The 22447-nt window shown below is 44.8% G+C and carries 19 protein-coding genes and 2 pseudogenes; 13 read left to right on the top strand and 8 right to left on the bottom strand.

What is annotated here, in order from left to right; all coding sequences use genetic code 11:
- Positions 1-56 precede the first annotated feature (56 nt).
- The 3 genes and pseudogenes from H8S84_RS06100 to H8S84_RS20355 all read right to left on the bottom strand — a co-directional run.
- Positions 57-464, bottom strand: a complete 408-nt coding sequence (locus H8S84_RS06100; protein ID WP_187066353.1) for a response regulator — start codon at positions 462-464, stop codon at positions 57-59.
- A 5-nt stretch (positions 465-469) separates the two neighbouring features.
- Entirely contained in the window at positions 470-3052 is a 2583-nt protein-coding gene (locus H8S84_RS06105; RefSeq protein WP_317175427.1) for a PAS domain-containing sensor histidine kinase, read from the bottom strand.
- Positions 3053-3085: 33 nt separating this feature from the next.
- Positions 3086-3382: pseudogene (locus H8S84_RS20355) on the bottom strand (PAS domain S-box protein); the annotation flags it as partial.
- Positions 3383-3900: 518 nt separating this feature from the next.
- Between H8S84_RS20355 and H8S84_RS06110 the strand changes: the two are divergent.
- The 6 genes and pseudogenes from H8S84_RS06110 (at position 3901) to H8S84_RS06130 (ending at position 8970) form a co-directional block, all read left to right on the top strand.
- Positions 3901-5175, top strand: a complete 1275-nt coding sequence (locus H8S84_RS06110; protein WP_187066355.1) for a site-specific integrase — start codon at positions 3901-3903, stop codon at positions 5173-5175.
- Positions 5168-6118 (top strand): hypothetical protein, encoded by a 951-nt coding sequence (locus H8S84_RS06115; protein ID WP_187066356.1) that lies wholly within the window; start codon positions 5168-5170, stop codon positions 6116-6118. Before H8S84_RS06110 ends, H8S84_RS06115 begins: the two co-directional genes overlap by 8 nt.
- A gap of 68 nt (positions 6119-6186) precedes the next feature.
- Complete coding sequence (locus tag H8S84_RS06120) at positions 6187-6531, top strand: helix-turn-helix domain-containing protein (RefSeq protein WP_187066357.1); 345 nt, start codon at positions 6187-6189, stop codon at positions 6529-6531.
- Positions 6524-7846 carry a YfjI family protein gene (locus tag H8S84_RS06125; RefSeq protein WP_187066358.1) on the top strand — a complete coding sequence of 441 codons (1323 nt, stop codon included), beginning with the start codon at positions 6524-6526 and terminating at the stop codon, positions 7844-7846. Before H8S84_RS06120 ends, H8S84_RS06125 begins: the two co-directional genes overlap by 8 nt.
- Positions 7847-7950: 104 nt before the next feature.
- Positions 7951-8139: pseudogene (locus H8S84_RS20360) on the top strand (PG0870-related protein); the annotation flags it as partial.
- An 81-nt stretch (positions 8140-8220) separates the two neighbouring features.
- The gene (locus H8S84_RS06130; protein WP_187066359.1) at positions 8221-8970 is read left to right on the top strand and encodes a DUF6371 domain-containing protein; all 750 of its coding nucleotides are present in this window, start codon (positions 8221-8223) and stop codon (positions 8968-8970) included.
- A gap of 71 nt (positions 8971-9041) precedes the next feature.
- On the opposite strand, the gene H8S84_RS06135 is transcribed toward H8S84_RS06130, so the two are convergent.
- Positions 9042-10775: a zinc-ribbon domain-containing protein gene (locus H8S84_RS06135; protein ID WP_187066360.1), complete on the bottom strand. Its 1734-nt coding sequence runs from the start codon at positions 10773-10775 to the stop codon at positions 9042-9044.
- A gap of 178 nt (positions 10776-10953) precedes the next feature.
- Between H8S84_RS06135 and H8S84_RS06140 the strand changes: the two genes are divergently transcribed.
- Complete coding sequence (locus tag H8S84_RS06140) at positions 10954-11178, top strand: helix-turn-helix domain-containing protein (protein ID WP_317175428.1); 225 nt, start codon at positions 10954-10956, stop codon at positions 11176-11178.
- Between the two features lie 487 nt (positions 11179-11665).
- Here the strand turns inward: H8S84_RS06140 and H8S84_RS06145 are convergent, their stop codons facing one another.
- Both H8S84_RS06145 and H8S84_RS06150 read right to left on the bottom strand, forming a co-directional pair.
- Entirely contained in the window at positions 11666-12526 is an 861-nt protein-coding gene (locus tag H8S84_RS06145) for a DNA/RNA non-specific endonuclease (RefSeq protein WP_187066362.1), read from the bottom strand.
- A gap of 99 nt (positions 12527-12625) precedes the next feature.
- A complete protein-coding gene (locus H8S84_RS06150; RefSeq protein ID WP_187066363.1) occupies positions 12626-13285 on the bottom strand; it encodes an SOS response-associated peptidase in 660 nt (219 codons plus the stop codon).
- Positions 13286-13653: 368 nt separating this feature from the next.
- On the opposite strand from H8S84_RS06150, the gene H8S84_RS06155 reads away from it, so the two are divergent.
- The 5 genes from H8S84_RS06155 to H8S84_RS06175 all read left to right on the top strand — a co-directional run bounded on the left by H8S84_RS06155 (position 13654) and on the right by H8S84_RS06175 (position 17138).
- Positions 13654-14115, top strand: a complete 462-nt coding sequence (locus H8S84_RS06155) for a contact-dependent growth inhibition system immunity protein (RefSeq protein WP_222621579.1) — start codon at positions 13654-13656, stop codon at positions 14113-14115.
- Between the two features lie 84 nt (positions 14116-14199).
- Positions 14200-14676 (top strand): GIY-YIG nuclease family protein, encoded by a 477-nt coding sequence (locus H8S84_RS06160; RefSeq protein WP_187066365.1) that lies wholly within the window; start codon positions 14200-14202, stop codon positions 14674-14676.
- 70 nt (positions 14677-14746) lie between these two features.
- Positions 14747-15307 carry a hypothetical protein gene (locus H8S84_RS06165; protein ID WP_187066366.1) on the top strand — a complete coding sequence of 187 codons (561 nt, stop codon included), beginning with the start codon at positions 14747-14749 and terminating at the stop codon, positions 15305-15307.
- Between the two features lie 2 nt (positions 15308-15309).
- Positions 15310-16149, top strand: a complete 840-nt coding sequence (locus H8S84_RS06170) for an agmatine deiminase family protein (protein ID WP_187066367.1) — start codon at positions 15310-15312, stop codon at positions 16147-16149.
- Between the two features lie 104 nt (positions 16150-16253).
- On the top strand, positions 16254-17138 hold the full coding sequence (locus H8S84_RS06175) for a hypothetical protein (RefSeq protein ID WP_187066368.1): 885 nt from the start codon (positions 16254-16256) through the stop codon (positions 17136-17138).
- 442 nt (positions 17139-17580) lie between these two features.
- Here the strand turns inward: H8S84_RS06175 and H8S84_RS06180 are convergent, their stop codons facing one another.
- A complete protein-coding gene (locus H8S84_RS06180; protein WP_187066703.1) occupies positions 17581-18213 on the bottom strand; it encodes a recombinase family protein in 633 nt (210 codons plus the stop codon).
- A gap of 468 nt (positions 18214-18681) precedes the next feature.
- On the opposite strand from H8S84_RS06180, the gene H8S84_RS06185 reads away from it, so the two are divergent.
- On the top strand, positions 18682-20286 hold the full coding sequence (locus tag H8S84_RS06185; RefSeq protein ID WP_187066369.1) for a hypothetical protein: 1605 nt from the start codon (positions 18682-18684) through the stop codon (positions 20284-20286).
- Positions 20287-20859: 573 nt separating this feature from the next.
- On the opposite strand, the gene H8S84_RS06190 is transcribed toward H8S84_RS06185, so the two are convergent.
- On the bottom strand, positions 20860-22329 hold the full coding sequence (locus H8S84_RS06190; protein ID WP_187066370.1) for a competence protein CoiA family protein: 1470 nt from the start codon (positions 22327-22329) through the stop codon (positions 20860-20862).
- Positions 22330-22447 lie beyond the last annotated feature (118 nt).

Below are 22447 nucleotides of genomic sequence, written 5' to 3' on the forward strand. Positions count from 1 at the left end.
GTACAGCTAGGTTACTCCCAATAACTTATTTAGCCAGAGACTTTAGGTACAGCCTGCTACCTAACCTCAGCCTTTTTCTGTAACTCAATACGGCTGTATATTAAGCTCACATCTTCGCTGCTTATAGGCTTATGTAAGAACCCTGAAACTATACTATATGTTTCTGCTTTCACGCTATCCGACAAATCCAGTGAAGAGGTTAGTACATAGATGTTGAACTCCTTCTCCGCATATAACCTATCAGAAGTTAGAGCATCTAAGAAATCCCATCCATCCATCAGCGGCATATTCAGATCCAGAAAAATCACGTCGGGCATATCAGTCTCCTTAAGGGCTGCCAATGCGTCTAACGCAGCCTCTGCAGATAAGAATGTGTCTACACACTGGGTTGCGGCATCCAGATTTAGTATACTTTGCGTTAGAAAAACGCTAAGCTTATCATCGTCAATGACGAATGCTTTCATGTTAGTTAAGGTATGATTATCTGGAAACTTGTTCCTACTCCTGTCTTACTTGTTACTTCAATCTGACCGCCCATCGCCTCTAAGTGTGTTTTGATCAGGTAAAGCCCAATGCCTCTGCCATTCTTGTTTTTATGGAACCGCTTATACAGTTTAAAAACATTGTCTTTGGCTTTGGCCATATCAAAGCCGGATCCATTGTCTGAAAAAGAAATTAATACTCCTTTATCTGGACTGGCTTGGCATTTTACCTCCACTCTTAGCTTACGATCTATTGCTCTATACTTTATCGCATTAGACAACAGGTTGTAAAATATACTATATAGATAAGCTTTGTTGGCCTTAACTTCGATGTCATCGGCTATATGAAATAGCACCTCGCCGTCGCACTGCTTTAAAGACTCTTCCAAGGAATTGAGCGCCTGCTCTACAACTAGTTTTACACGTATCTTCTCCAGTTCAAGGCTACCCTGTCCGTCACGCACACTAAGGATTGTGTTCATATCCTTCAAAACAATATCCAATTGCTCCACACTTTGCTTCAGATGCGCCAGGGAATCATCATAAAGCGCACTATCTTTGCCTACTTTTGTGAGCAGGTTCGCTAGTCCTATTGCATTTGCAACCGGGGCTCTCAGATTGTGCGAAACAATGTAGGTAAACTGCTGCAGGTCTGTGTTCTGGCGGTTAAGGTCCTGCGTCATTTTTAGCAGGTTTTCCTCTGCTTCTTTTCTGAAGGTAATGTCCTTCTGTATAGCTACAAACCTTGTAACATTTCCGTTTTTATCGCAGATAGGCGTAGTATCTACTGAAGCCCAGAATTTTTCACCTGACTTGCGGTAGTAGGCTATCATTACGTTAAAGTGTACTCCTTCCCGCAGCTTTTCACAGAGCTTTCTTAAGGTAATGTCTTCTGTTTCTTCGCCACGCAGTACTTCAGCAGGTTTTCTACCGGCCATTTCGGCAATGGTAAATCCGGTCATTTTCGTAAAGCCGACGTTTACCCACTCTGTAAGCCCTTCAACATCCATAATAATCACAGCATTGTCGGTGCCACTGGCAACCAACGAAAGCATTTCGAGCTCTTGCTGGGATTTTATGCGCTCTGTTATATCTGTAAGTATGGTAACAAACTTTACAATCTCGCCTTGCTCCCCGAACACAGGGTTTACCTGAACAGAAAACCAAACGCTCTTCCCATCTTTGCGGCGGCTGCATACCTCCCGAGAAATAGGAACCCCCCGGAGCATTTCGTCTTTTACTGCTTCTAGTGGATGCTGGTCTTTGTGCTGTGCCTGCAACAGCTCAGCCGGCACTTTGCCTAAAGCCTCTTCCAGGGTATACCCAGTAAGCCTTGTAAAGCTGTCGTTTACCCACTCAACCGTACGCGCTGCGTTTGTAATAATAACACCGTTTGTCGAGTGCCTTGCTACCAGCGAGAGCTGCTGCAGTTCTCGCTGCACCTCTACTCTTTCTGTTATATCATTAAAGTAAATAGAAAGCCCCTCTTCTGATGGGAAAGCCCGTATACTCAACCATATGCCATACTCTTGTGAATAGGCTTCAAAATGCACGCTGCAACCTGTTTGCATGGCATAGAGGTAGTTTTTATAGAAGATCTCGCTTGACGAGTCCTGGTATAGTTCGAAAAAGCTTTTGCCTACGAACTCCTCTTTTTTATGGTTGGTCAGGCGTTCGAATTCGCTGTTAACGTACGTATACTTCCAGTCACGGCCAATGGTACAGAAGGCATCTGTTATACTTTCAAAAATAGTGGTAAGCTTTTTAGCGTGCTGCTCTACTGCCTCATGATAGTTTGTTGCAGCCGTAATATCCTTTACTATACTATGAACAGCCAATACCTCGCCATTAACCTTAACCGGAATTTTGGTAACTTCCAGCACTAACTTCCCATCTTCAAAATCTGACTTAAGCAAAAACTTTACAGTATTTCCGTTAAAAGCATCCGCTAAGTGTCTGTCGCAGACAGCAACCGCCTCAGGTGGAAGAAAACCAAAAATAGGCTTAAACAGTATTTCGTGCTTCGGAAGACCGAGTAGTTGCTCTGCGGCCTGATTCGCCTCCAGGATCAGCCCCTCACGATTCTCTACGAAAACCGCATCCGGGTTATACTCAAACAAGGATTTGAATCGCTGCTCACTTTCGATAAGCCGCTGCCTGTTTCTATACTTCTCTGTTACATCACGGGAACTGGTAACAAGCGCTTTTACAGCAGGATTATGCAACTGATTGCTAAGACAGGTCTCAAGGCGCCTCCACTCCCCGTTGATATGCAAGAACCTGAAATCCGAAATTGTAACCTGTTCTTCTGATTCTAAAGCCTGAACAAGTTTCTCCTGCACCATCTCTACATCATCCGGATGGATAAGTGAAAAGGCATTTATTCCCATCAGGCTTTCTGCAGTATACCCAAGTATACGTTCAGTTGATCCGCCGCTATAAGTGAAGTTTACATTTTCATCGAACAAGGCAAGCATATCGGTGCCATGTTCTACCAATGCCCTGTGCAGTTCATCTTTTTCCTGTAGTTGCTGTATGCCGAGCTTTTGGTCTGTTACATCCCGCCCCACAAAATACAGTATGTCTTTGTCCTCTATCCAAATAACTGACCAGAATATGTGAATTGTATAGCCTTCACTATGAATACACCGACTACTGAAGTTAACCTCGTGAGACAGGCTAAGAACCTCATTAAAGAATTGGTTTGTGCGCGCAACATCGTCTGGGTGCAGAAAAGAGGAAAAATGTTTACCGTGTAACGCTTCGCTTTTATAGCCTAAAACGTAACTAACTGCATCACTTACAAAAACAAAACAACCGCTGCTATCAACACACCCAAAAATATCAAGTGATGCATTTATTAGTTTTTCTAATACACTCGGCTTCTCAAAAGCAAACATTTGTTACTAGCAAAGTAGAACTAAAACAATAATTCTTATTATAGTTATATAATCAACCCTATAAAAGAACATAAAACCTCCTTAATAATCGCTGCAACAAGACAATATAACAAATAATTCAAATTTTAAACTTTACAATTACTCTTTATACTGTGCAGCTAAAATCCTATTTAATAAAATTTTAGATGAGATTAAAGTTATAGTTTAAAATGTATTAAAGAAGTGATCAATAGTTAGTGTATGAAGAGGCCTCAGCAGTCGAAGGAAAATTGGAAACAAAAAAGCCACTCACGATCTTCTCGTAAGTGGCTTTTCTTTTTGTGGGCCCACCTGGGCTCGAACCAGGGACCACCTGATTATGAGTCAAGCGTTTAATATTGTAAATATTAATAAATATTGCTAAATATTATATATATGGACTATATGAAAGGATTCATGTTAATAAATTAGTGCATCGTAATTGATTTTAATTAAAAATGTATGCAAATTGTATGTACAATAAACGGATTTACATACACATGAAAAAAGCGATCACATCTATCATATTGGACAAGAGGCGCCCCCTGAAAGACGGGACCTATCCAGTCAAGCTCAGGGTCACCTATCAGCGGCAGCAAAAATATTATCCAGTCCCCTGCTCAATCACAGAGGAATACTCCCTCCCAGCCAACTACTCCTTCACGGAGGAGGAGTTTCAAAAGGCACAGATGCTTAAGCCAAGGGGCATGTATAAGGACATCCAAACCGACCTACAGGCGTTCGAGGGGCTAGCGGCCGACATTGTCAAGACCTTGCAGCATTTTTCCTTCGAGGCATTCGAGAAGCAACTCTACAACACATCCGCAGGCGAGGACGTCTTCGCCGCCTTTGACAGGATGGTGGGGCAGCTGGAAATGGAAAGCAGGCTTGGCACCGCAGACAGCTACAGATGCGCCGCCAATTCCATCAGAGCCTTTGCCGGTAAGAAGGCATTGCCCTTCTCTGCCGTAACCCCTGACTTCTTAAAGGGATATGAGGCATGGATGCTTGCCAACGGGAAATCCCTCACAACGGTGGGTATATACCTTCGTCCCTTGCGCGCAGTCTTTAACGAGGCGATTGCCACAGGAGATTTAAAGCAGGAGTTATATCCGTTTGGGAAGCGCAAGTACGTGATACCGGCCGGGCAAAATGTCAAGAAGGCGCTCTCGTTAGACGACATTGAGAAAATTTACAACTACAAGCCGACGACTGATAGCGAGTCCAAGTTTAAAGAGTTGTGGATGTTCACTTACCTATGCAATGGCATCAATGTAAAAGACATCGCCCACCTTAGGTACAGCAATATCGATGTGGACAAGATTGTATTCATCAGGGCCAAGACGCAGCGCACCTCCAGGCAAAACCTTAAGCCTGTCGTGGCCATGCTCACCCCAGAGTTGGAGGAGATCATAGACCGATGGGGCAACAAACCCAAAACCCAAGCGTCATACGTTTTTCCCCTACTATCAGAAGGGCTAACCCCTGAGCAGGAAAGGCAGAAAATCAAGCAGGCGACCAAAAACATAAACAAGTACATTGACCGTATAGCTAAGGCAGTAGGCATTGAGAAAGACGTGACAACTTACACAGCAAGGCACTCCTTCTCTACGGTACTAAAGCGCGCCGGTGTCAGCATGGCAGAGATATCTGAGGCCCTCGGCCACAAGGACCTCAAGACGACCGAGAGTTACTTGGACAGCTTCGAGGATGACGTGAAGAGGAGGCACAGCGGCATGCTTACAGCTTTCAAGAAAAAGAAATTGAATGAATGATTACAGCACATTATCGGTATCAGAGCTGTTCGAGCGGTTCGCCGTCTACGATGAGGAGCGAGAGGCCATAGATGAGTATGCTCTTTCCCTTCCTGAGGCGGATCTAGAAGCGTTTCTCAACCTCAAGAGGCGGAATGCAGTCGGCCTAGGTTTAGAGGCCTCTCCGTTCGAAGGCATGCAGGCGATAAAAGTGTTCAAGACAGACAGAGGTGACGATAAAGATGCTACCGTCGACTTTATCGCGTATGATTACAGTCTGGAGAGCTATAAAGCTTATATCGACAGCAGGCTTTCACTTGAGGCCAACAACCCGACTATAGTGCCCTACATTATAGAGGATGAGTTAAACAAGTGCCTTGGGAAGCTTCAAATTATAAAGAATGAGAGGGCCAACTTGAATAGCAGGAATGAATTTAATGCCAGCATAGCCTCCCAGCAGGACCTAGAAGCCTGCATAGCTTACTTAAACAACATATTAAGCAGCATCACTCGGCCTGGTACACCACTTCGTACGAGTAGAAACGGCAAGTATTCGGAAAATCCCTTATCACCGCCTGCACTGCCAGATCTAAGTGATTATATAAACCGCGCAAGAAAGTACTTAGAGCATCTCAATTCCCAAAATACAAAGCGCCAGAAAGGCTTAAGAACTGTAGACTACGAAAGACTGCTTAGGTATACCAATGACTTGATAGAGTTTGAAGAAGTCCCAAAGAATGTGGAGCCCATTTATGCAGTAGGCAAAACGCAGTCTCACATCCGGTACACTTTCTACCTGATACACAAGGATCTTTACGGAACAAGGCCTAAAAGGGGATATTTCATAGATTTTCTATATGCTGTATTCCCTTCCCTTTTTAAAGACACAGAGTGGAATACGACATTCACTAAGTTTTCGCAGGCACCTCCTTCGTACAAGTATGATGTAGCAGATAAAGGGTAAAAATTGGTAAGATTGGTAAGATGGGGATCTTACCAATTTACCATCTTCTTACCCGATTTATTTGCAACATGATTTTAAATACCAGTTACCCACAATTGTCATTTGAGCAGTTGCCAAATGCCGTCTCTGCTCTCTTCCACATGGTGGAACGACTAGAGACGAATATTCAGGAGCATTTTGGGGCAGTCGTCGCGCCGGAGAGACCAATCTCCCCGGAAAAAGCCGCTGAGCTCCTGAACATGAAATTGCCCACGCTGTATGCCAAGGTGAGGCAGGGACTAATCCCACATTACAAACCGTCAGGCGGCTTGTATTTCTTTCCCAGTGAGCTGATAGAGTGGGTAAAAAAAGGTCGCATAAAGACCACGGCTGAGATTCAGGCGGAAGCAAGAAAGGGGTTGCGCCGTGGATAAGCGTACAAACAGCAACCCGTTCCCGCTGGAGGTATTCCCTGTAAGAATTCAGGAAATCATTCTGGAACTGCATGAGAGCCTTGGGTATCCAAGGGATTTTATCGCCGCAGCCATCTTATTTGCCGCGTCTGTTGCCATCGGAAATACCCACAGGGTGCATGTAAAGGAGGATTTTGTGGAGAGCGCTGTCGTCTACCTTGCTATTGTGGGACGGCCTGGCACGAACAAAACCCAGCCTATCAAATTCGCGCTAAAGCCTATCCGGCTCAAGGACAGGGCTTCCTACGCCTCCTACAGGGAGCAGATGGAGGAGTACAAGCGAGTCGCCTCTATTCCGAAGAAGGAGCGTGCGCTGCTCGGCACTGAAGAGCCGGCGGTGCCGGTGCTGCCCAAGACCATCATGGGAGATTTCACCATTGAGGCGCTGATAGAGGTGCTGCACCTAAACCAGCGCGGCCTAGGCGTCCACGCCGATGAGCTGGCCAGCTGGTTCAAGAACTTCACCCGATACAATCAGGGCAGCGAGATGGAGTTCTGGCTCAGCGCCTGGAGCGGAACGGACGTGAACAAAGACAGGGTCTCGGGGGATCCTACGCTGGTCACCATGCCTTTCGTGTCGGTCATAGGTTCCATACAGCCTGCCGTGCTGCACGAGCTGGCAAAGGGCTCCCGCAGCCAGAACGGCTTCATGGACAGAATGCTGTTCGTGGCGCCGGATGACCTGCAGAAGCAGGCCTGGAGCGACACAGACCTGCCCGATTGGGTCAGCAAGGAGTGGCAGCGCATCATGTCTAACCTGCTGGAGCGTGAGCTGCTGCTTGACAGCCACGGATGCCCGGAACCAAGGGTGCTTCGCTTTACACCCGAGGCAAGAAAGGCGCTGTTTGACTGGCAGAACAGTATAACTGACATTTGCAATGCCACGCAGGACGACCTACTAACCAGCGTCTACAGCAAGCTGGAGACCTACGCCGCGCGCTTTGCCCTTATCCTGCAAATGCTTAGGTACGCTGCGCCGGAGGGTGACAGGGACGCCGTGGGCGTGGAGGCAGTGAAGGGCGCCATCAGGCTGGCGGAGTACTTTAAGGAGAATGCACTTAAAGTAAGGCAGCAGGCGTCTGAGCCACTGCCACTGGCAAAACTGCCGGCTAACAAGCGAACGCTGTATGACGCTCTCCCCCAGTGCTTCTCCACTAGTGAGGCTCTCAGAATTGGGAAACCGCAGGGAATGCCGGAAAGAACGATAAAACATTTACTGAACGACCAGGGCCTGTTCCGCAGAGAAAGCCACGGCCAATACCGAAGACTATTCTAAAAACAACTGCTGCACTTTCGGCATTTCCTGCACTTTCGGTTTTGGGCCGAAGTGCGGAAAGTGCCGGAAATGCAGGTTGTGCAACCTTACTTTATTCAAGGAAGATGAGTACTTATCGGTATACACTGGAGAGATACAGGGGCAGGAGCAGCCGCTATGCCTGCCCTTCATGCGGAAAACCCCAGAGGTTCACCCGCTACATAGACACCACTACAGGCCTGCACCTGCACGAAACGGTAGGAAAGTGCGACAGGCTCGACAGCTGTGGCTACCACTACAGGCCCAGCGAGTTCTTTGACGACCACGGCATGTCACCCGAGCCTAAGGCCCTAACTGCTGTATGCAGGACTGAGCCTCCGAGACCGCCGTCGTTTATGGAGGAGGAAATGATGTGGAGGAGCGTGCAGTCGCATGCACCTAATCACCTGAGGCAGTACCTAGAGCTGCAGTTTGGAGCCAAAACGACACAGGACCTTGTGACGAAGTACAGAATCGGAACAGCAGCCAAATGGGACGGGGCTACAGTATTCTGGCAGGTTGACGTCAGCGGCCACGTTAGAGGCGGCAAGGTCATGCACTATAACCCCTTAACAGGCAGACGCATCAAGGACAGGATCTCATGGGCACACACCTGCTTGAAGCTCCGCGACTATAACCTGCGGCAGTGCCTATTCGGAGAACACCTGCTCAAGGAGAACCCCGGTAAGCCCGTAGCACTGGTGGAAAGCGAGAAGACCGCTGTCATCGCAAGTGCATACCTGCCGCAGTACGTGTGGTTGGCTGTCGGCGGCAAGACGGGACTGAAGCAGGAGAAGCTGCAGGTTTTAAGGGGAAAGGATGTCACGCTTTTCCCTGATCTGCAGGCATACGAGATGTGGAATATGAAGGCAAAGGAACTGTCGTGGGTTACCCACTTCCAGGTATCAGACCTGTTGGAGCGTATTGCCACGGAAGAGGAAAGGGTGCAGGGTCTGGATTTGGCTGACTATCTCGTGCAGCTGGAAATAAGCGTAGCACAGGCTATGCAACTAACTGGCTCTCCTAGTTTACTTAGACGGAACAGGCATCATAACTGCGAAACGGCTGGATACAAAAAACTTAAATTGTTTTTAGTGGGTGCATAAAGTTTAGAGGGGCGCCCTAGAAGGTGCCCCTCTTCTTGTTGTAGACCTGTTTTTTAGTGATAGCACTACAATTAGCTTCTTGCGGAGGAGGCACAATATGGGCACCAAGTGCCCCTCAACACGCTTTCTGCCGTTGCCTTCCACGTATGCCGGTATTTGCATTCCCACTCATACTTTGTCTTGATGTTCCTATATGCAGGAGACAGGCACCTGCCTCCTCTTGCCTGCGCAGCATTTTGAAGGTCAGACAGGGTCTTTTTGGCATTTCCCGCGCAGTACGGGCACCAGTACCCCTGCATGACCTTGTCGAACGTCATCTCAAAACAGTGCCCTTTTGTACACTTCCAAGGGTACTTTGCGTGGGTGATAGTATATCTTTTGGATAGGCTCTCCCCGCCTTTGGACTGGGCAAACTTTACCAGGTCCTCCAGCTGATACCGGCGTTTCTTCTCCCCGGTCTTTTTGTCACGGCATTTGGGGCACCAGCTTCCTCGCAGCACGTTGTTAGGTATAGCCGACCATTCATGCCCCTCCTTGCATCGCCAGAGCAGGGGAGACTGGCTTCCTCCGTAGGCCTCCGACAGGCAAACGCCTCCCCTCTTGGACGCAATCCTTTGCATCTCACCGATGGTCTTCCTGTCAAGGCCGGCGCAGGTTCTGCACCACTTTCCCTGCTTAACATTGTCTGCCTTTGCCCACCACTGGTGCCCGGCCTTACATTGCCACAGGTAGCGCCTCTTTGTGTCGAAATACTCTGTCGAGAGAAGCAATCCATCTCTTGACACAGCCAAGTCCTTCAGCTCCGCAAGCTTATCGAAGTTATAGGCCATGTCAGGGTTGACTTCTGTATCATCGAAACCTGTCGGCAACGGGTAGTGGTTTCTGAGCAGCTCTGTCCTGATAAAATCTTTTAGGTTCTCTACCCCTAACACCTCCAGCACAGAAGGCACCTGGATCAGAAGAATTCCCCTCTGCTCACAAAGCTGAGCCTTCAGGGCATCCCTCTTCTGTATAGCCTTGAATTTAGATGGCTTGCCAGTACCAAAGAAATCATCTTTAAAGTGCTTCCTGTCGACAAAGTGCTGCGTGCCCTGGTGCTCAAAAGCGATGCCCAGCTCTTTGCTGTAGCCGTCCAGCTCCATTGGATACCCCCTGTCTGAACGCAGCCACTTGGGCCTAACTTTAGGAAACTCGCTTTTAAGCAGCTGTTCAAAGAAGGTGCGGCAGATACGCTCTCCGGTACCGCTGGCGCAGAGGGGGCACCAAGTCTTGTTTGAGAAAATGTTGTTGCAATTTGCCTCCCATTTGTGTCCGCTTGCGCATTCCCACTTGTGATGCTTATCAAACCCCATGTACTCCTCTGACAAGCACTTTCCCCCTTTGTTATGGGCAAAGTGCTGTAAGGTTTCGATTGTGTACTTCCCCCTCTTGATCCACGCTTGGCGCCTGCCGCACTCCGGGCACCAGGTTCCGCTATACCTGATGCTGCTCCAACTGGCCCACCATGTGTGGCCATCGCTGCATTGCCAGTGGTAGCGCGCCTTCGGGTTTGTGTAGTCTAGGGAGAGGCACCTGCCTCCCATTTTTTCAGCGTGCGCATGCAGGTCCTGAATTGTAGTCCTGACCACTCCATTGCAGGGTGCGCACCAATAACCCAGTTTAACAGTTTCTGGGGTGGCCTCCCATTCATGGCCTTTGGCGCATTTCCACCGAAGCTTCCCCCTTATGCCGTGATAGGATGAGGACAGGCACCTGCCGCCTTTTTCAGCAGCGAGCTTTCGCAGCTCTTCGATCTTTGAATCCATTCGTTCTTTATTTAAAGTGACACAAAAAAAGTAAGCATAATCAAGCAACCTGCAGAGTAGAGCATGCATCAATAAGTACTGCAGTCCTGCTAGAAGGGCGTGCGGTAGAATACTATATAGAAGCACAACACAGTATGCGTGCTGTCTACGTTAAATTTTTTATTTGTGTTTTTGCTGTGTGGAAAGTACCAGCAAAAAAGACTTCCTTAAAACATTCGGGCGGCACCTGAAGCGCCTCCGCGTGGAGCGTGGCCTGACGCAGGCGAACCTTGCTTTTGAGGCCGGTCTGTCTGAGTCGCAGGTGCAGCGCATTGAGTACGGCAACCACAACTTCTCTATCATGACACTGCTTGCGATGGCAAGAGCCTTAGAGCTTTCACCCGGCCAATTGCTGGACCTATAATCGCCCATTCCTATTTTTAACAGAACTCCGGTAGTTACGGATTTAGCGGCTGAATTGCATCGCTCTGTGTGATTCGGTTAACTTATAAATAATGCGCTGAGGACAACTGCATTACCTGCACTTCTTGCACTCTTGGTTTCAAAAAGTGCCGATAGTGCTGAAAGTGCAACAGTAGCAAAAGAGACCGACGCTAAAGATATATATTCTATGTAGTGCAAAAGCCAGAGATATTCTGGAAAAATCCCGAAAAAAATTTTACATCTCCCCTTCAGGGCCTCTTGATTCGGAGATGGGGGTGCATGAGGCAAATGGAAACGCTTTTGGCTGACCGGGTGGGTCTATTTTGCGGAACCTGCTTTTTTACTAGTTAACTGCTTAGCTTTGCTGTTTTAGTTATAGCAGCGATGATTTAATACAAGACACAGCTTCAGATGTTAAAGCTCATGGTGCGCAGGAGAATGAGCAATATGCCTTCCTGTAATTAGACTTACTTTGTAGGCCCTGTGTCTACCCTGGCTTCCAGCACCTGCTGAAGGTTTGTTAGTATATTAGAAAGCAGGTCATAGCCTGTCGCCTGTTCGATGGCATCCACGCTGGTGCGGTACGATCCCCAGTCAGCGCTGACACTGTTGCTGTTGGGCGTGTTGACGGCAATCACGCGTGTAGTGGAAGTGATACGCTCCAGATCGTTCCCGCCTGCTTCCAGGACCAGCAGCACCTTCCAGATGCGGTTTGGCACGGTCACCCTGCCCTGGTCAATGGTCTGCATAGCCCCGTTACTGCCAGTACCACCTGCACCATAGCTGCCCATGATCACATACACTTCCTTGCCGTCCTGTACTAAATCACGAGTGTATTCCTCCAGGTTAGCCCACAGCACGCGGTTGTGGTTGGGTGCCTGCGGGATCATGTTGGTCATCAGGAAAGTAGCTGAGTTGTCTTGCGCGCTGCTGGTGCGGTCTGCCGATGGGGTGTTGTGCCCACGGTCAAAGCCGCTGCCAGTATAGTTCGATGGGCCTACGCGGTACCAGCCCTGCGGTAGTGAGTTATCTGCCCGGAAGTCATCCTGCCGGTCTGCCTGCCCCAGCCACTTTCGATCTACATGCCAGCTGACCCAGTTGGGGGTGCCGCGGTCCCTGCTGTAGGAGAGCGCATACTGGGAACGTGAAATCAGGTAGTTGTTCTCATCCGTGTCACTGGCTTGGCTGGGGTTGCCCAGAAGCAGCTGCTCTTCCTCTAGCGTGAGCGGTTTATCGGGCGTAACTTCACTGTCCTCGCAGCTGTAGACTAGCAGCGTTAAGACAAAAATAGTAAGGCAGCGGGCAGAACGGGTAAACAGCTTCTTCATTCAGCAAGGCAACAGGTACAGTAAACCAAACGAAGCACTATAGGGTAATGTTTTACCTGCTGTGGAAGAAAGCAGCTGTTCTGACTGCCATTAAGGGTGCTACAGGGAGTTCAGTACTTCAGGCACGTTGTTCAGCGGGGAGTTGACTAGCGGCGACACAGCATAGGCTTTCATATCGGCTGCCTTGTAGGGATGCAGCAGCGAGAGCAGCTCCTGCTGTGATTCATACTCGTCCAGCCACAGCTCCTCTGCCTCCGGAGAGAGCATCGCCGGCATGCGGTCATGGATCGGCTTCACCACTTCGTTGGCTTCGGTGGTGATGATGGTAAAGGTGTGGAGCACCTCGCCCGTTTCCTTGTCAGTCCACTCATCCCACAGGCCTGCGAACGAGAACAGCTCTTCGTTTTTAAGCAGAATGCGGTAAGGTACTTTTCCATGGTCGGTGACCTTCCACTCAAAGAAGCCGTCGGCTGCCACCAGGCACCGTTTAGACTCAAGCAGTCTGCGGAAGGAGGTTTTTTCGGTGAGTGTTTCAGCCCGTGCGTTGATCGAGCGCTTAACCGCCCTGGCATCCTTGGCCCAGAAGGGCTGCAGGCCCCACGAGAAGAACTGCAGCGTGTCTGGATGGTCATTGGTCACCACAGGCAGTGCCTGGCTGGGGGCGGCGTTATAGCGGGCCTCCTGCAGGTGCTGTTCCAGCAGCTTAGCTGCTTTTGAGCGTCCTTTTGTCTTGGGTAAAACGGTGTATCTTCCGCACATGTTCTAGAGGGTTTTAAGAAACGGTACTGCTTTGGTTATCCATCCAACGCACTGCAGGGCCAGATGTTTTTAGGTGCCGCGTTGTCAGACCCGCCTGCTGGACGGCGTGCGCCGTGGTTGCTGTAAAGCGCCTGCTACCGCACCGGCAGGTCGATAGCACAAGGCCGCGCCACTGCCTGGTTTATGTGCGGCTGATAGCTTGACAATCTCTGGAAAGACAGTATATTGGGTAACGAAAACACGCCCATGCACCAGGCAGCTGTAAATACCGGACTCAAACAACTTACCTGCTCAAAAACAGTCGGCAGCAGTTACGTACATAGTGCAGATAAGCGTATGTTCACGTTTATAAGGTAGTTGTGCGTCATTTGAATAATAGAAAATCAAACAAAGTGAGCAAAACCAAGCTTAAGAATAATTGGCTCTCAAAGACATTAGAAAGTTTAGAAAAAGATGTTTGGGGTGAACCAGAGTACAACAACCATTTAGTAACAACCTGCCATAGACTTAGAAAAAAGGCACTCAGGGACTTTGAGACGGAAGACCTAAGAATCATGATTGGGCAGAATATTGGGCTTAAGTATCTAATTCCTTTAGCACTCGATAAATTAGATGAAAATATACTGGCTGACGGTGACCTATATGATGGTGACTTATTACAGGCAGTTTTGAAAAGCGACAAAGAGTACTGGAAAGCAGAAAAAGAAAATTGGAAAAGGATGTGCGGTATATTCAACCGAGATATAAGCCTTTTAGAAAGTCACTACAATACCAGGAGTATCAAAGAAGAATGGTTTAGCACTTTTGCTGAATTTGAAAGAATCAACTAACAAAACGCTGCACAACAAAACCTATAGTGCATTGAAAACGCACCATAGCAGAGACGTTGTGTGTAATTCAAAGATTAAAAGGTAATGCAAAAAATATATTTTGACTACAAATCCATTGAAGCCATTTTCGAACAAGCGGAGGAAGCACTTTTTGATAAGTCAAATGTGTTGCCGATTACTTACACTAATTTTGACTGCACCACATTCGATAAATATAATAAGGATCTGCTTGGTAAAATATCGGGAAACTCTATCGTCTACTGTATCTGGACTAGTAAAGATGCGGTGGATTATAATCCAAAGTATATCGGACATGCTGGAAAGAACATCTCAAGACAAAGGATTAGGAATCATCTGACCAAGAAAGATTCAGCGACTGGCGCTCAACTGGAAAACATCAAAAATCAATTGCTAAATAATAATTCAATCGGGCTTTCATATTTAATTATAGAACCAGCATACATGAGAAAAGCCCTTGAAGATTGGCTAATTGATAAAAATTCATTTAAGCTTGATTGGAACAATATTGGTAAAAGAAGAACTGCACACAACATTGTGTAAACGTCAGCTATGACCGACGATCTTGCCGCCTTTCATCCGAAAGCGTTGTAGTACATTTAAAGTAAAAAGAATGAGCCTGAGCGAAAAATATTATGAGCTATGTTATACTAGACGGATTCATGAATACTCTAAAATAGACCAATATAAAAATTGGCCTCAAGGTCAGGCTTGTAAAATATATGGATCACTTGCGAGGTTTTATCAAGACGAACTCAATATTAATTCAGACCAGTTAAATCAATTAAGAACCAAGTTTAAGAGATTCAATAAGCTATATTCAAAATACTTTAATGAACATAGAAAAGCTCTTTTTGAGGATCCTGAAAAGCTTTTAGAATGGTACGACAGGCAGAACGATTCTTGTAACTATTGTGGAACAACTCAATCTGTTCTGCATAAAATTGTAAAACGACGAAATGGTAATCTAACTCTCAACAAAAAAACAAAAAGGTCCAAGGGAACACTAGAAATTGAAAAGCTAGACCCTAGTAAAGACTATACCTACGAGAACTCTGTTCTATCATGTCCATTTTGTAATAATGCCAAAAGCAACCTGATTTCAGAAGAGGATTGGCGAAGGTTTTTTGCCCCAGCCATGAAAGATTATTTCAAATCAATCTTGTTCACATGATTTTGGGTAAAGAAACCAATAGGGTTTATTTTTCAAAAAAACTCTATTCTGACGAGCGTTTTACAAACACCTGCAATGCGCTTACCAAACTGCTTGACAAGCAAGGAATCAGGCATGGTTTACTAAAAGCTACAAAAGACATTTGGTGCAGGGATTACATGCCGGTTCAGACTGAAAAAGGAAAGTTTGTTCAATTTCGCTATAAACCTTCCTATTTAACGGATGACTTGGAACTTCAATCAGATCCAGGGGTAGTTTGTGAAGCAAATAATCTTGAGCCTGAATTTTCGAAAATAAATCTTGACGGTGGTAATGTTGTTAATTGGTCGGACAGAGCAATAATCACTGACCGGGTCTTTGACGAAAACCCCAAATACACAAGTAAGACAAAACTGATCACAGAAATTGAAAACCTGCTAAAGGTTGAAGTAATTGTCATACCTCAGATTAGGTCTGATATGACAGGTCATGCAGACGGACTTGTTCGGTTTGTTGACCGTAGCAAAGTTCTTGGGAATAACAGGGAACAGGAATACAAGTACTGGAAGAACGGAATTACCAAGATTCTTAAAGAACATGGAATAGAATACATTGACGTACCCTTTTTTGAGTTTTATAACAGAAAGTTTAAGGACAATGCTATTGGTTGCTACATTAACTTCTTGGAAGTAATGGACTTGATCGTGCTCCCTGTCTTTGAGGTTAGCGGAAACCGGGACGATGAAGCAGTTAACCTATTTAAAGAGATTTATCCAGATCGGGTTATTGAAACCATTAATTTTAATGAAATCGGGCTACTGGGTGGTCTTTTAAACTGTACAACCTGGACGATTCTAGAGTAAAAGTGACACTACAGCACCAGCTAAAAAGCATTAAAACACTTTTAGCACACCCGCACCTAGTTTAACCGATAATACGCGTATTAACGAATAAGCTAAGAATTAAAATGTTGACATATAAGGAACTCATAGAGCTGAGGGAAAAATTGGCTAGTGGCGAAATTAGTTTGGAACTAGCGAAAGCTCAGTATTGGAAGGACTTCAAAGAAGGACAACGTTCTTGGCATACAAAGGACTGGAAAGAAAGAAGGTGTGAATTCATTAAATGTAAATGTGAAATATGTAGTAGTAACGAAACATTAACGTTACAGCATCTTTCTCACCCCAAAAAATTCTCCGAACATCTAACAGAAGTAACAAAGATATACGCTAAAGATTACATAGACTCCAATCCCGAAATTGATAAGTCTGAATTACGTAATTACATACTAAAAAATTATGATTATTTCCCCGCCCCATTGTGTCCAAATTGTCAGAGTAGAAAGCCTAACAAACGAATAAGAAAAGTCCCGCAGTATTTCTGCACAGAATGCCGGCACGAATTTGATGAAACAATTACTAAATCCTTGGATGAGCTTATTTCAACTTTTTATAAAAATGAAGAAGCAATTGAAGTTCTGGACAAGTGCTTTGTTTCAAATGATGGATGGAAAAATAAGCATAACCTATCAAGTATAAGGTATTGGCTACAAAGACAACGGACAAAGAATCAAGATGCTGAAGCGATTGAGAAGAAGGCATTTTTACTTTATCTAAACGATAACATTAAATATCTTTCCTTTGAAGATACAATAACTGCTTGTAAAAAATGCGCATCTACCTTCGATCTATACAATATGGAACTATGTCCAAAATGTAAAGCATATTACAAAGGCGTTCAATATCCAACTTGTGTTCAGTGTTTGCCAGAAGACAAACGGAAAACAGCTTTAGAGAAAACTGAGTTAGGTAAACAAATGCATGAATTGCACAAAGGATTGGGTATTGACTAGGTTAGTCCTACTTGTAGAGACTTGCAAAATGAAAACCTGCTGCTAACATCGGTTTGGCATTATAGCGGCTAAAGTGCTTCTATGAAACATTTATGCAAGGTTCAACTGTTGGAATTCTATTGACTTTGTACTTAAAGTCCGCCACATCGTCAAGCGGAAAAACGTTCTTAACCTTTATAAGGATAAGTGTATTTTCAGAAAAATCCCAAAAAAATTCGGATACCTGTATTTAGAGACCTTGTTTATAAAGGGCGGGGGTAGCATGGAGAAATGGAAACGCTTTTGGTCAGACTGGGTGGGGCTTGTCTACTCAAATATGTTTTGATTTAAGCACCCTACAGAGTTATATCTTCCAGCTGTTGAACTGGAAATTTGATGTGCAATATCTGTTATAGTTTCCTTAGCTACAGGTTCGCAGAATATTGGAGTAATGAGTCAGCTTTCAGACCAGCTCTCCCAGCGTACGCTTCACTTTCATCACTGTGTTCGGAGATACTCCGCACAGCTTAGCAATCTCCCGTACCGAACATCTACCTTCTTTTAAATACTCTGCTACTTTCTTGTTTTCCTCTAGTAGCTTGGCTGTGCTTTTAACAGTCCCTTTGGGTCTAGCTATATGCTTACCCTGGCGCTTGGCTTCCTGCTGGCCTGACACGATCCGCTCCACCAGTGACTCCCGCTCCATCTGTGCCAGGTCTGCCAGTATCCCAAGCACCATCATGGTAACCGAATCCTTCCTGCGGTGCTTATCAAGCGAGCGCAGGTTGCGGTTTACCACATGCGTGCATACGCCCAAATCGGCCAGCTCTAGGATGATCTGGCGTACGTCCATATTATCCCTGCCTAACCTGGATAGCTCCAGGCAAATGACTTCTGTGATCTCCTTTCTTTTGGCAAGCTCAAAGATTTCTCCCATGCCTGGGCGCTCATATTTGTTGTGTGTTCCTGAGACGGTCTCGCAGACGGTATAGACCACGTCAAAGCCATTGCGCCTGGCATAGTCATTTAGTTCCGTGACCTGACGGTCGGTGTTCTGCCTCGCAGTAGAGACACGGGTATAGAGGGCAGCTTTAATCTTCTAGTTTATGTAAGGGTGAAACTTATATTGTCCGCTGCAAATATAGTGACTGTATCAATAAAAGCTACAACTTAACGTAATACAACAATTAAGTTAAGTTGTCTCCCTTGCAAATACAGAAAGACTTCTTAAGTTAACAACACTTTATTTGATACAGTAATTAACCCTATTTACTGTTGTAGCAAGGAGCGGACAATACATATTAAAGAAGCAGCGTGATTGCTTACTGCTAAACTCACATCACCTTCCAAATTCTGGATAACATTGCCAGCACCTCAGTTAATTTCGTTTGATCTTTTATATTAGCATTTATGTATATTTGATCACCCAACTTTTCAATGCCAGTTATAGGTGTTCTACTTAAGGTTTAAAATAAATAAAGGTTAAGCAAAATATATAGTTTGGTTTAATACACTTTACTTGGCCTTACGCCCAAGTCTTTATTGTCAATACATTAGTCAAAGAATGATGCTACAGAAAAACCTATTGTTTGCACAGGAAGAGCAACTAAACAATTACTCTCTAGATGGGACCTCTATTAAAGGTTCATACAGTACAATGCAGTTCGCTTTAAGACTAAGAAAGGATATTAGAGACGCTCAATTTAGTGACTTTTTACCTGAACAGTTACAAGCAAAATCCACAGTCTTGCATGAGAATATCCATTGGTGGCAACATATGGGCTCGAATTTTGGATTTCTATTTAGTTTAAGCTATCCAGCGTTTATACACTACAGCCTTAACGAGATTCGAGAAGTTGTAAAGGATAATATCTTATTTAAATCACTACTAAAATTCGACAAAGAATATTTTGAGAAAAATGGTATAGCTGATCTAGCGAATTTAAATGTCGTAATAAACAACTATTATGATATTGAATATGCTAAACTTTTCGCCCTCTCTAATCAGAATATACTAAAATTAAATGAAGATAGAAGGTTCTTTCTAAACATAGGACATTGCTATCATATCTTTTGGGTCGCTACAGTACACACTCTATCTGATTCTATTGACAAAGATTACAATTTTTTGCCTCCTACAAATTCTTGGTCAAAGGAATTCCAACGGTTAGGAGAAGAAAAAGTAGTTGGTTTCTATGTGGATTCACCTTTGCAATTAACTCAAGTCGGAATAAAAGCAATTTATGAGGGTCAAGCAATTTTCAATCAAGCTCAATATCTTACAGGAACATTAAACAGAGACCTCACTTATTCTGACTTTGTTAACCGTGGAATGTTTTATGGTATATATACTGAAGCTTTTGATCTTTATATAAAAATCACAGGTTACTCAAGACCAGAAAATTTACTAGATCCAATTGTAGGTTTGTTCCTCTTGATATGTGATATGGCAATAAACCCAAATAATGGCTTCCCACTAGATATCTATGATTTTGAAAATTTTATCACTAAAAATGATCCTGGAATTAGATTCACACTTATTTGTAAAGAGGTTTCTAAAAAGGCTGAATATTACAGAGACAGAATTAGTCAATATTCCAAAGAAGAGTATGTATTGTTATCAAAAGAATTGGCAACAAGTATTGGATGTGCTTGTTCCTATGAGAGCATATCAGAAGTTTTAAAATGGAGGGAGCAAGATATAGTAAAGGAGATATTAAAGGAAGAAGATCAGGCAGATTATACTCTTATAAATTTACCTATCCGTCTTCTTTTTTCAAAATATCTTAGATTTCAAGAAGACAAATTGGAACATCCCAACATCTTGTGCTGGGCCGGTTATCATCTATCAAATTTAGGGGGTGAATTCGATACTGCTAACACTTTGTATTTAAAGCACCATGCAATTTTCATGGATGATGATAGTGGCGAAATTAAAGCAACAATTATCAATGGTAAGCCAAAAGACAAACTGTTAAAGTCATTCAATAATTTCTATGCCCACAACATACTTTATGATTTGGTTTTGAAATGGGTTACAGAAGAAGGAGAATTCAAGTTTGACTATAAGTGGCTAGCAGGTGAAAGAGCTAAAACATTTACTCCGACAATTAAAGAGAATTTTAAAAAACAATTTGGCATTGACATAGAATCAATTAAACCCATTTGATATGCTGCATTAGTCTTTTGAACCTCTGTTTACTTATATGGGTGTTTGTATACTGGATTTTGCTGATAGGAAACTAAGATCTTGTAAGGATTATAAAGTTTAGTTATATAGAATATATAAACTTAATTAATGTATAGGCCTGCAATCTAGACAGTATAATCATGCTTAATTGTGGGAAAGACTTTACTTCATTTAAGTAGGGTGAAACAGCTATGCAAGTTTTATCCCATACAGATTAATTTGTAACAACTATAGTCCTGTTATGTCTAGTCCTACACTGCAGTACTCATTGTTGGTATAAATTTGCTTGACATACCACATATAGCGAATACAGCTACATTTTCAAAGCCAATTTATCAAAAATTATTTGTAGTTAACTATTGACAATAAATTTAAGTTAAACTTGCAAAGTTATGTAAAAACAGGTTTTTGAAGCTATGGCAAAGGTATTTTTTACTATGATAGGGCTACAGCAGCATTCAAACTGGAGTAATTGAACTACTCATTTTAGTAGGAGCATCAGGATACTCTTCTTCAGTAAATTTACCTAATTGAATCACCCATGTTTAAAGATCAATCTAACTTTTCTCTAACCTCTCTAATTCTTCGCAGATCGTCTCTAACTCTGTTTGCCTCTCCACTAACTCTAAAGATTTCTTCCCGCATCCAGCTATCAATCTGTCCCTCTGACTCAATTTGGCAGATAACGTAGTATTCAGCTGCTCTATACTCTTTCTCCTCTCTGCCAAGGCGTTCCTCTTCGTCTCCAATTGAGTCAATCTCTCCTCTAAGCTCTTTAACTCGGATACGAGTTGCTTCAACTCTCTTTGCAATGCTGTCTTCCTCTGCTCCGATCCTTGCATTAAGCTCAGACTCCTTTCTTGATAGCTTTTCTCTAGCTCGTCCAACTTCTTCTCTAAATGTTGTGGATAGTTCTCCCTGACTTCCTCCAACGTCTCTTTCCTCTTCTTCAAGCTTTCTCGACGCGTTTTGATATCGTTGCTCCAGTTTTCTGTACTCTCTTCTAGCTTCTTCGTCCAGTCGGTCTCTTTGCCGTATTTTTTCCTCAGCTGCTGCTCGAGCTTTAGCGTCCATTCGGAGAAATCTCTCTCCAGCCTCGACTTCAGCTCCTCTAACTTGTCCGATTGCTTCTTCAGCTTCGCCTTTTCTTCTTCCAAATTCGCCAGAGCCCATGTATGTCTCAAGCTGTCGTATAACATTCTTAATTCGGTACGCTCTGCATTGGTAATCCTCCCCTGCAGGAACGCGTCCTCGTCCGAGAGCAGTTCCAGGACTTTTTCGCTTAGGGAGGTGGTTACTGGGGTCAAAGGTTGTGTGTGCTCTTTCATAATTGTACAGCCATTGCGTGTTGGTGTGGCTCTCTAGTATTTTCTCAATGTCTTCCTTCTCCGGTACTGGCGGGATTTTTACCTCCACCGCATCGATCCCGATGGTCATCAGCTTCGCCAGTTTCTCTGCGTCCACCTTGTGCGTGGCGCATATCTCTATTAGCAGGATGATCTTGCCCTGGGCGTCGAGGAACAATGCATCCGGCTTAACCGAGATGAACTTTTCACCTGTTGACTCATCCTTGGTCAAGCGGACGTTGCCTGTCTCGTCCAGGTAAACGTACCGCTCTATCAGGACCCTGTGCGCCTGCACAGTCCTTGCCCCGCGTATTTCCGCTTCCTCGTCCTCGCCGTACTCAGCTGGAAGAGGAATCGTAATAGGCGGCACTTTGATGGTCCTGGTGATTTGCAGTATGTCTTTGGCTACCTTGTGCCGGTGGGTCTCGTCAGACCACACGCACTCCTTGGCGGCGCCCACGTCGGCCTGGTGGCGGAAGTGAGGGGTCTGCACAAGGCCGATACAGGCCATCATGGGCGAGCCGCAGCCAATACAGAAGTACCCCTTGCCGCCGCTGACAGCCTTGCGTATGGAGATTTCGTCACCGTTCTCTAGTTTGGCGTGCTGGAAAGTTGCTTTGCGCATTTGCATCAGTTTTCTACTATATATGAAAACAACAATAAAAAATCGTGCCAAACTCTACTTCTCTTGGCAGCAACTGAACCAGCTCTTCATTCTCACTTATTTGAAGTGTTAGGCCATACATCAGTTGTAATGTTGGAGTATATTTACCTTTTTTGTAAATAAGGCTGCT

Source organism: Pontibacter cellulosilyticus, assembly GCF_014306105.1.
Lineage (GTDB): Bacteria > Bacteroidota > Bacteroidia > Cytophagales > Hymenobacteraceae > Pontibacter > Pontibacter cellulosilyticus.

Excerpts from the sequence above, each read along its gene's own strand:
- H8S84_RS06100 (WP_187066353.1), bottom strand. The coding sequence starts at position 464 with ATGAAAGCATTCGTCATTGACGATGATAAGCTTAGCGTTTTTCTAACG.
- H8S84_RS06110 (WP_187066355.1), top strand. The coding sequence starts at position 3,901 with ATGAAAAAAGCGATCACATCTATCATATTGGACAAGAGGCGCCCCCTG.
- H8S84_RS06115 (WP_187066356.1), top strand. The coding sequence starts at position 5,168 with ATGAATGATTACAGCACATTATCGGTATCAGAGCTGTTCGAGCGGTTC.
- H8S84_RS06120 (WP_187066357.1), top strand. The coding sequence starts at position 6,187 with ATGATTTTAAATACCAGTTACCCACAATTGTCATTTGAGCAGTTGCCA.
- H8S84_RS06130 (WP_187066359.1), top strand. The coding sequence starts at position 8,221 with ATGGAGGAGGAAATGATGTGGAGGAGCGTGCAGTCGCATGCACCTAAT.
- H8S84_RS06135 (WP_187066360.1), bottom strand. The coding sequence starts at position 10,775 with ATGGATTCAAAGATCGAAGAGCTGCGAAAGCTCGCTGCTGAAAAAGGC.
- H8S84_RS06145 (WP_187066362.1), bottom strand. The coding sequence starts at position 12,526 with ATGAAGAAGCTGTTTACCCGTTCTGCCCGCTGCCTTACTATTTTTGTC.
- H8S84_RS06150 (WP_187066363.1), bottom strand. The coding sequence starts at position 13,285 with ATGTGCGGAAGATACACCGTTTTACCCAAGACAAAAGGACGCTCAAAA.
- H8S84_RS06160 (WP_187066365.1), top strand. The coding sequence starts at position 14,200 with ATGCAAAAAATATATTTTGACTACAAATCCATTGAAGCCATTTTCGAA.
- H8S84_RS06165 (WP_187066366.1), top strand. The coding sequence starts at position 14,747 with ATGAGCCTGAGCGAAAAATATTATGAGCTATGTTATACTAGACGGATT.
- H8S84_RS06175 (WP_187066368.1), top strand. The coding sequence starts at position 16,254 with ATGTTGACATATAAGGAACTCATAGAGCTGAGGGAAAAATTGGCTAGT.
- H8S84_RS06185 (WP_187066369.1), top strand. The coding sequence starts at position 18,682 with ATGATGCTACAGAAAAACCTATTGTTTGCACAGGAAGAGCAACTAAAC.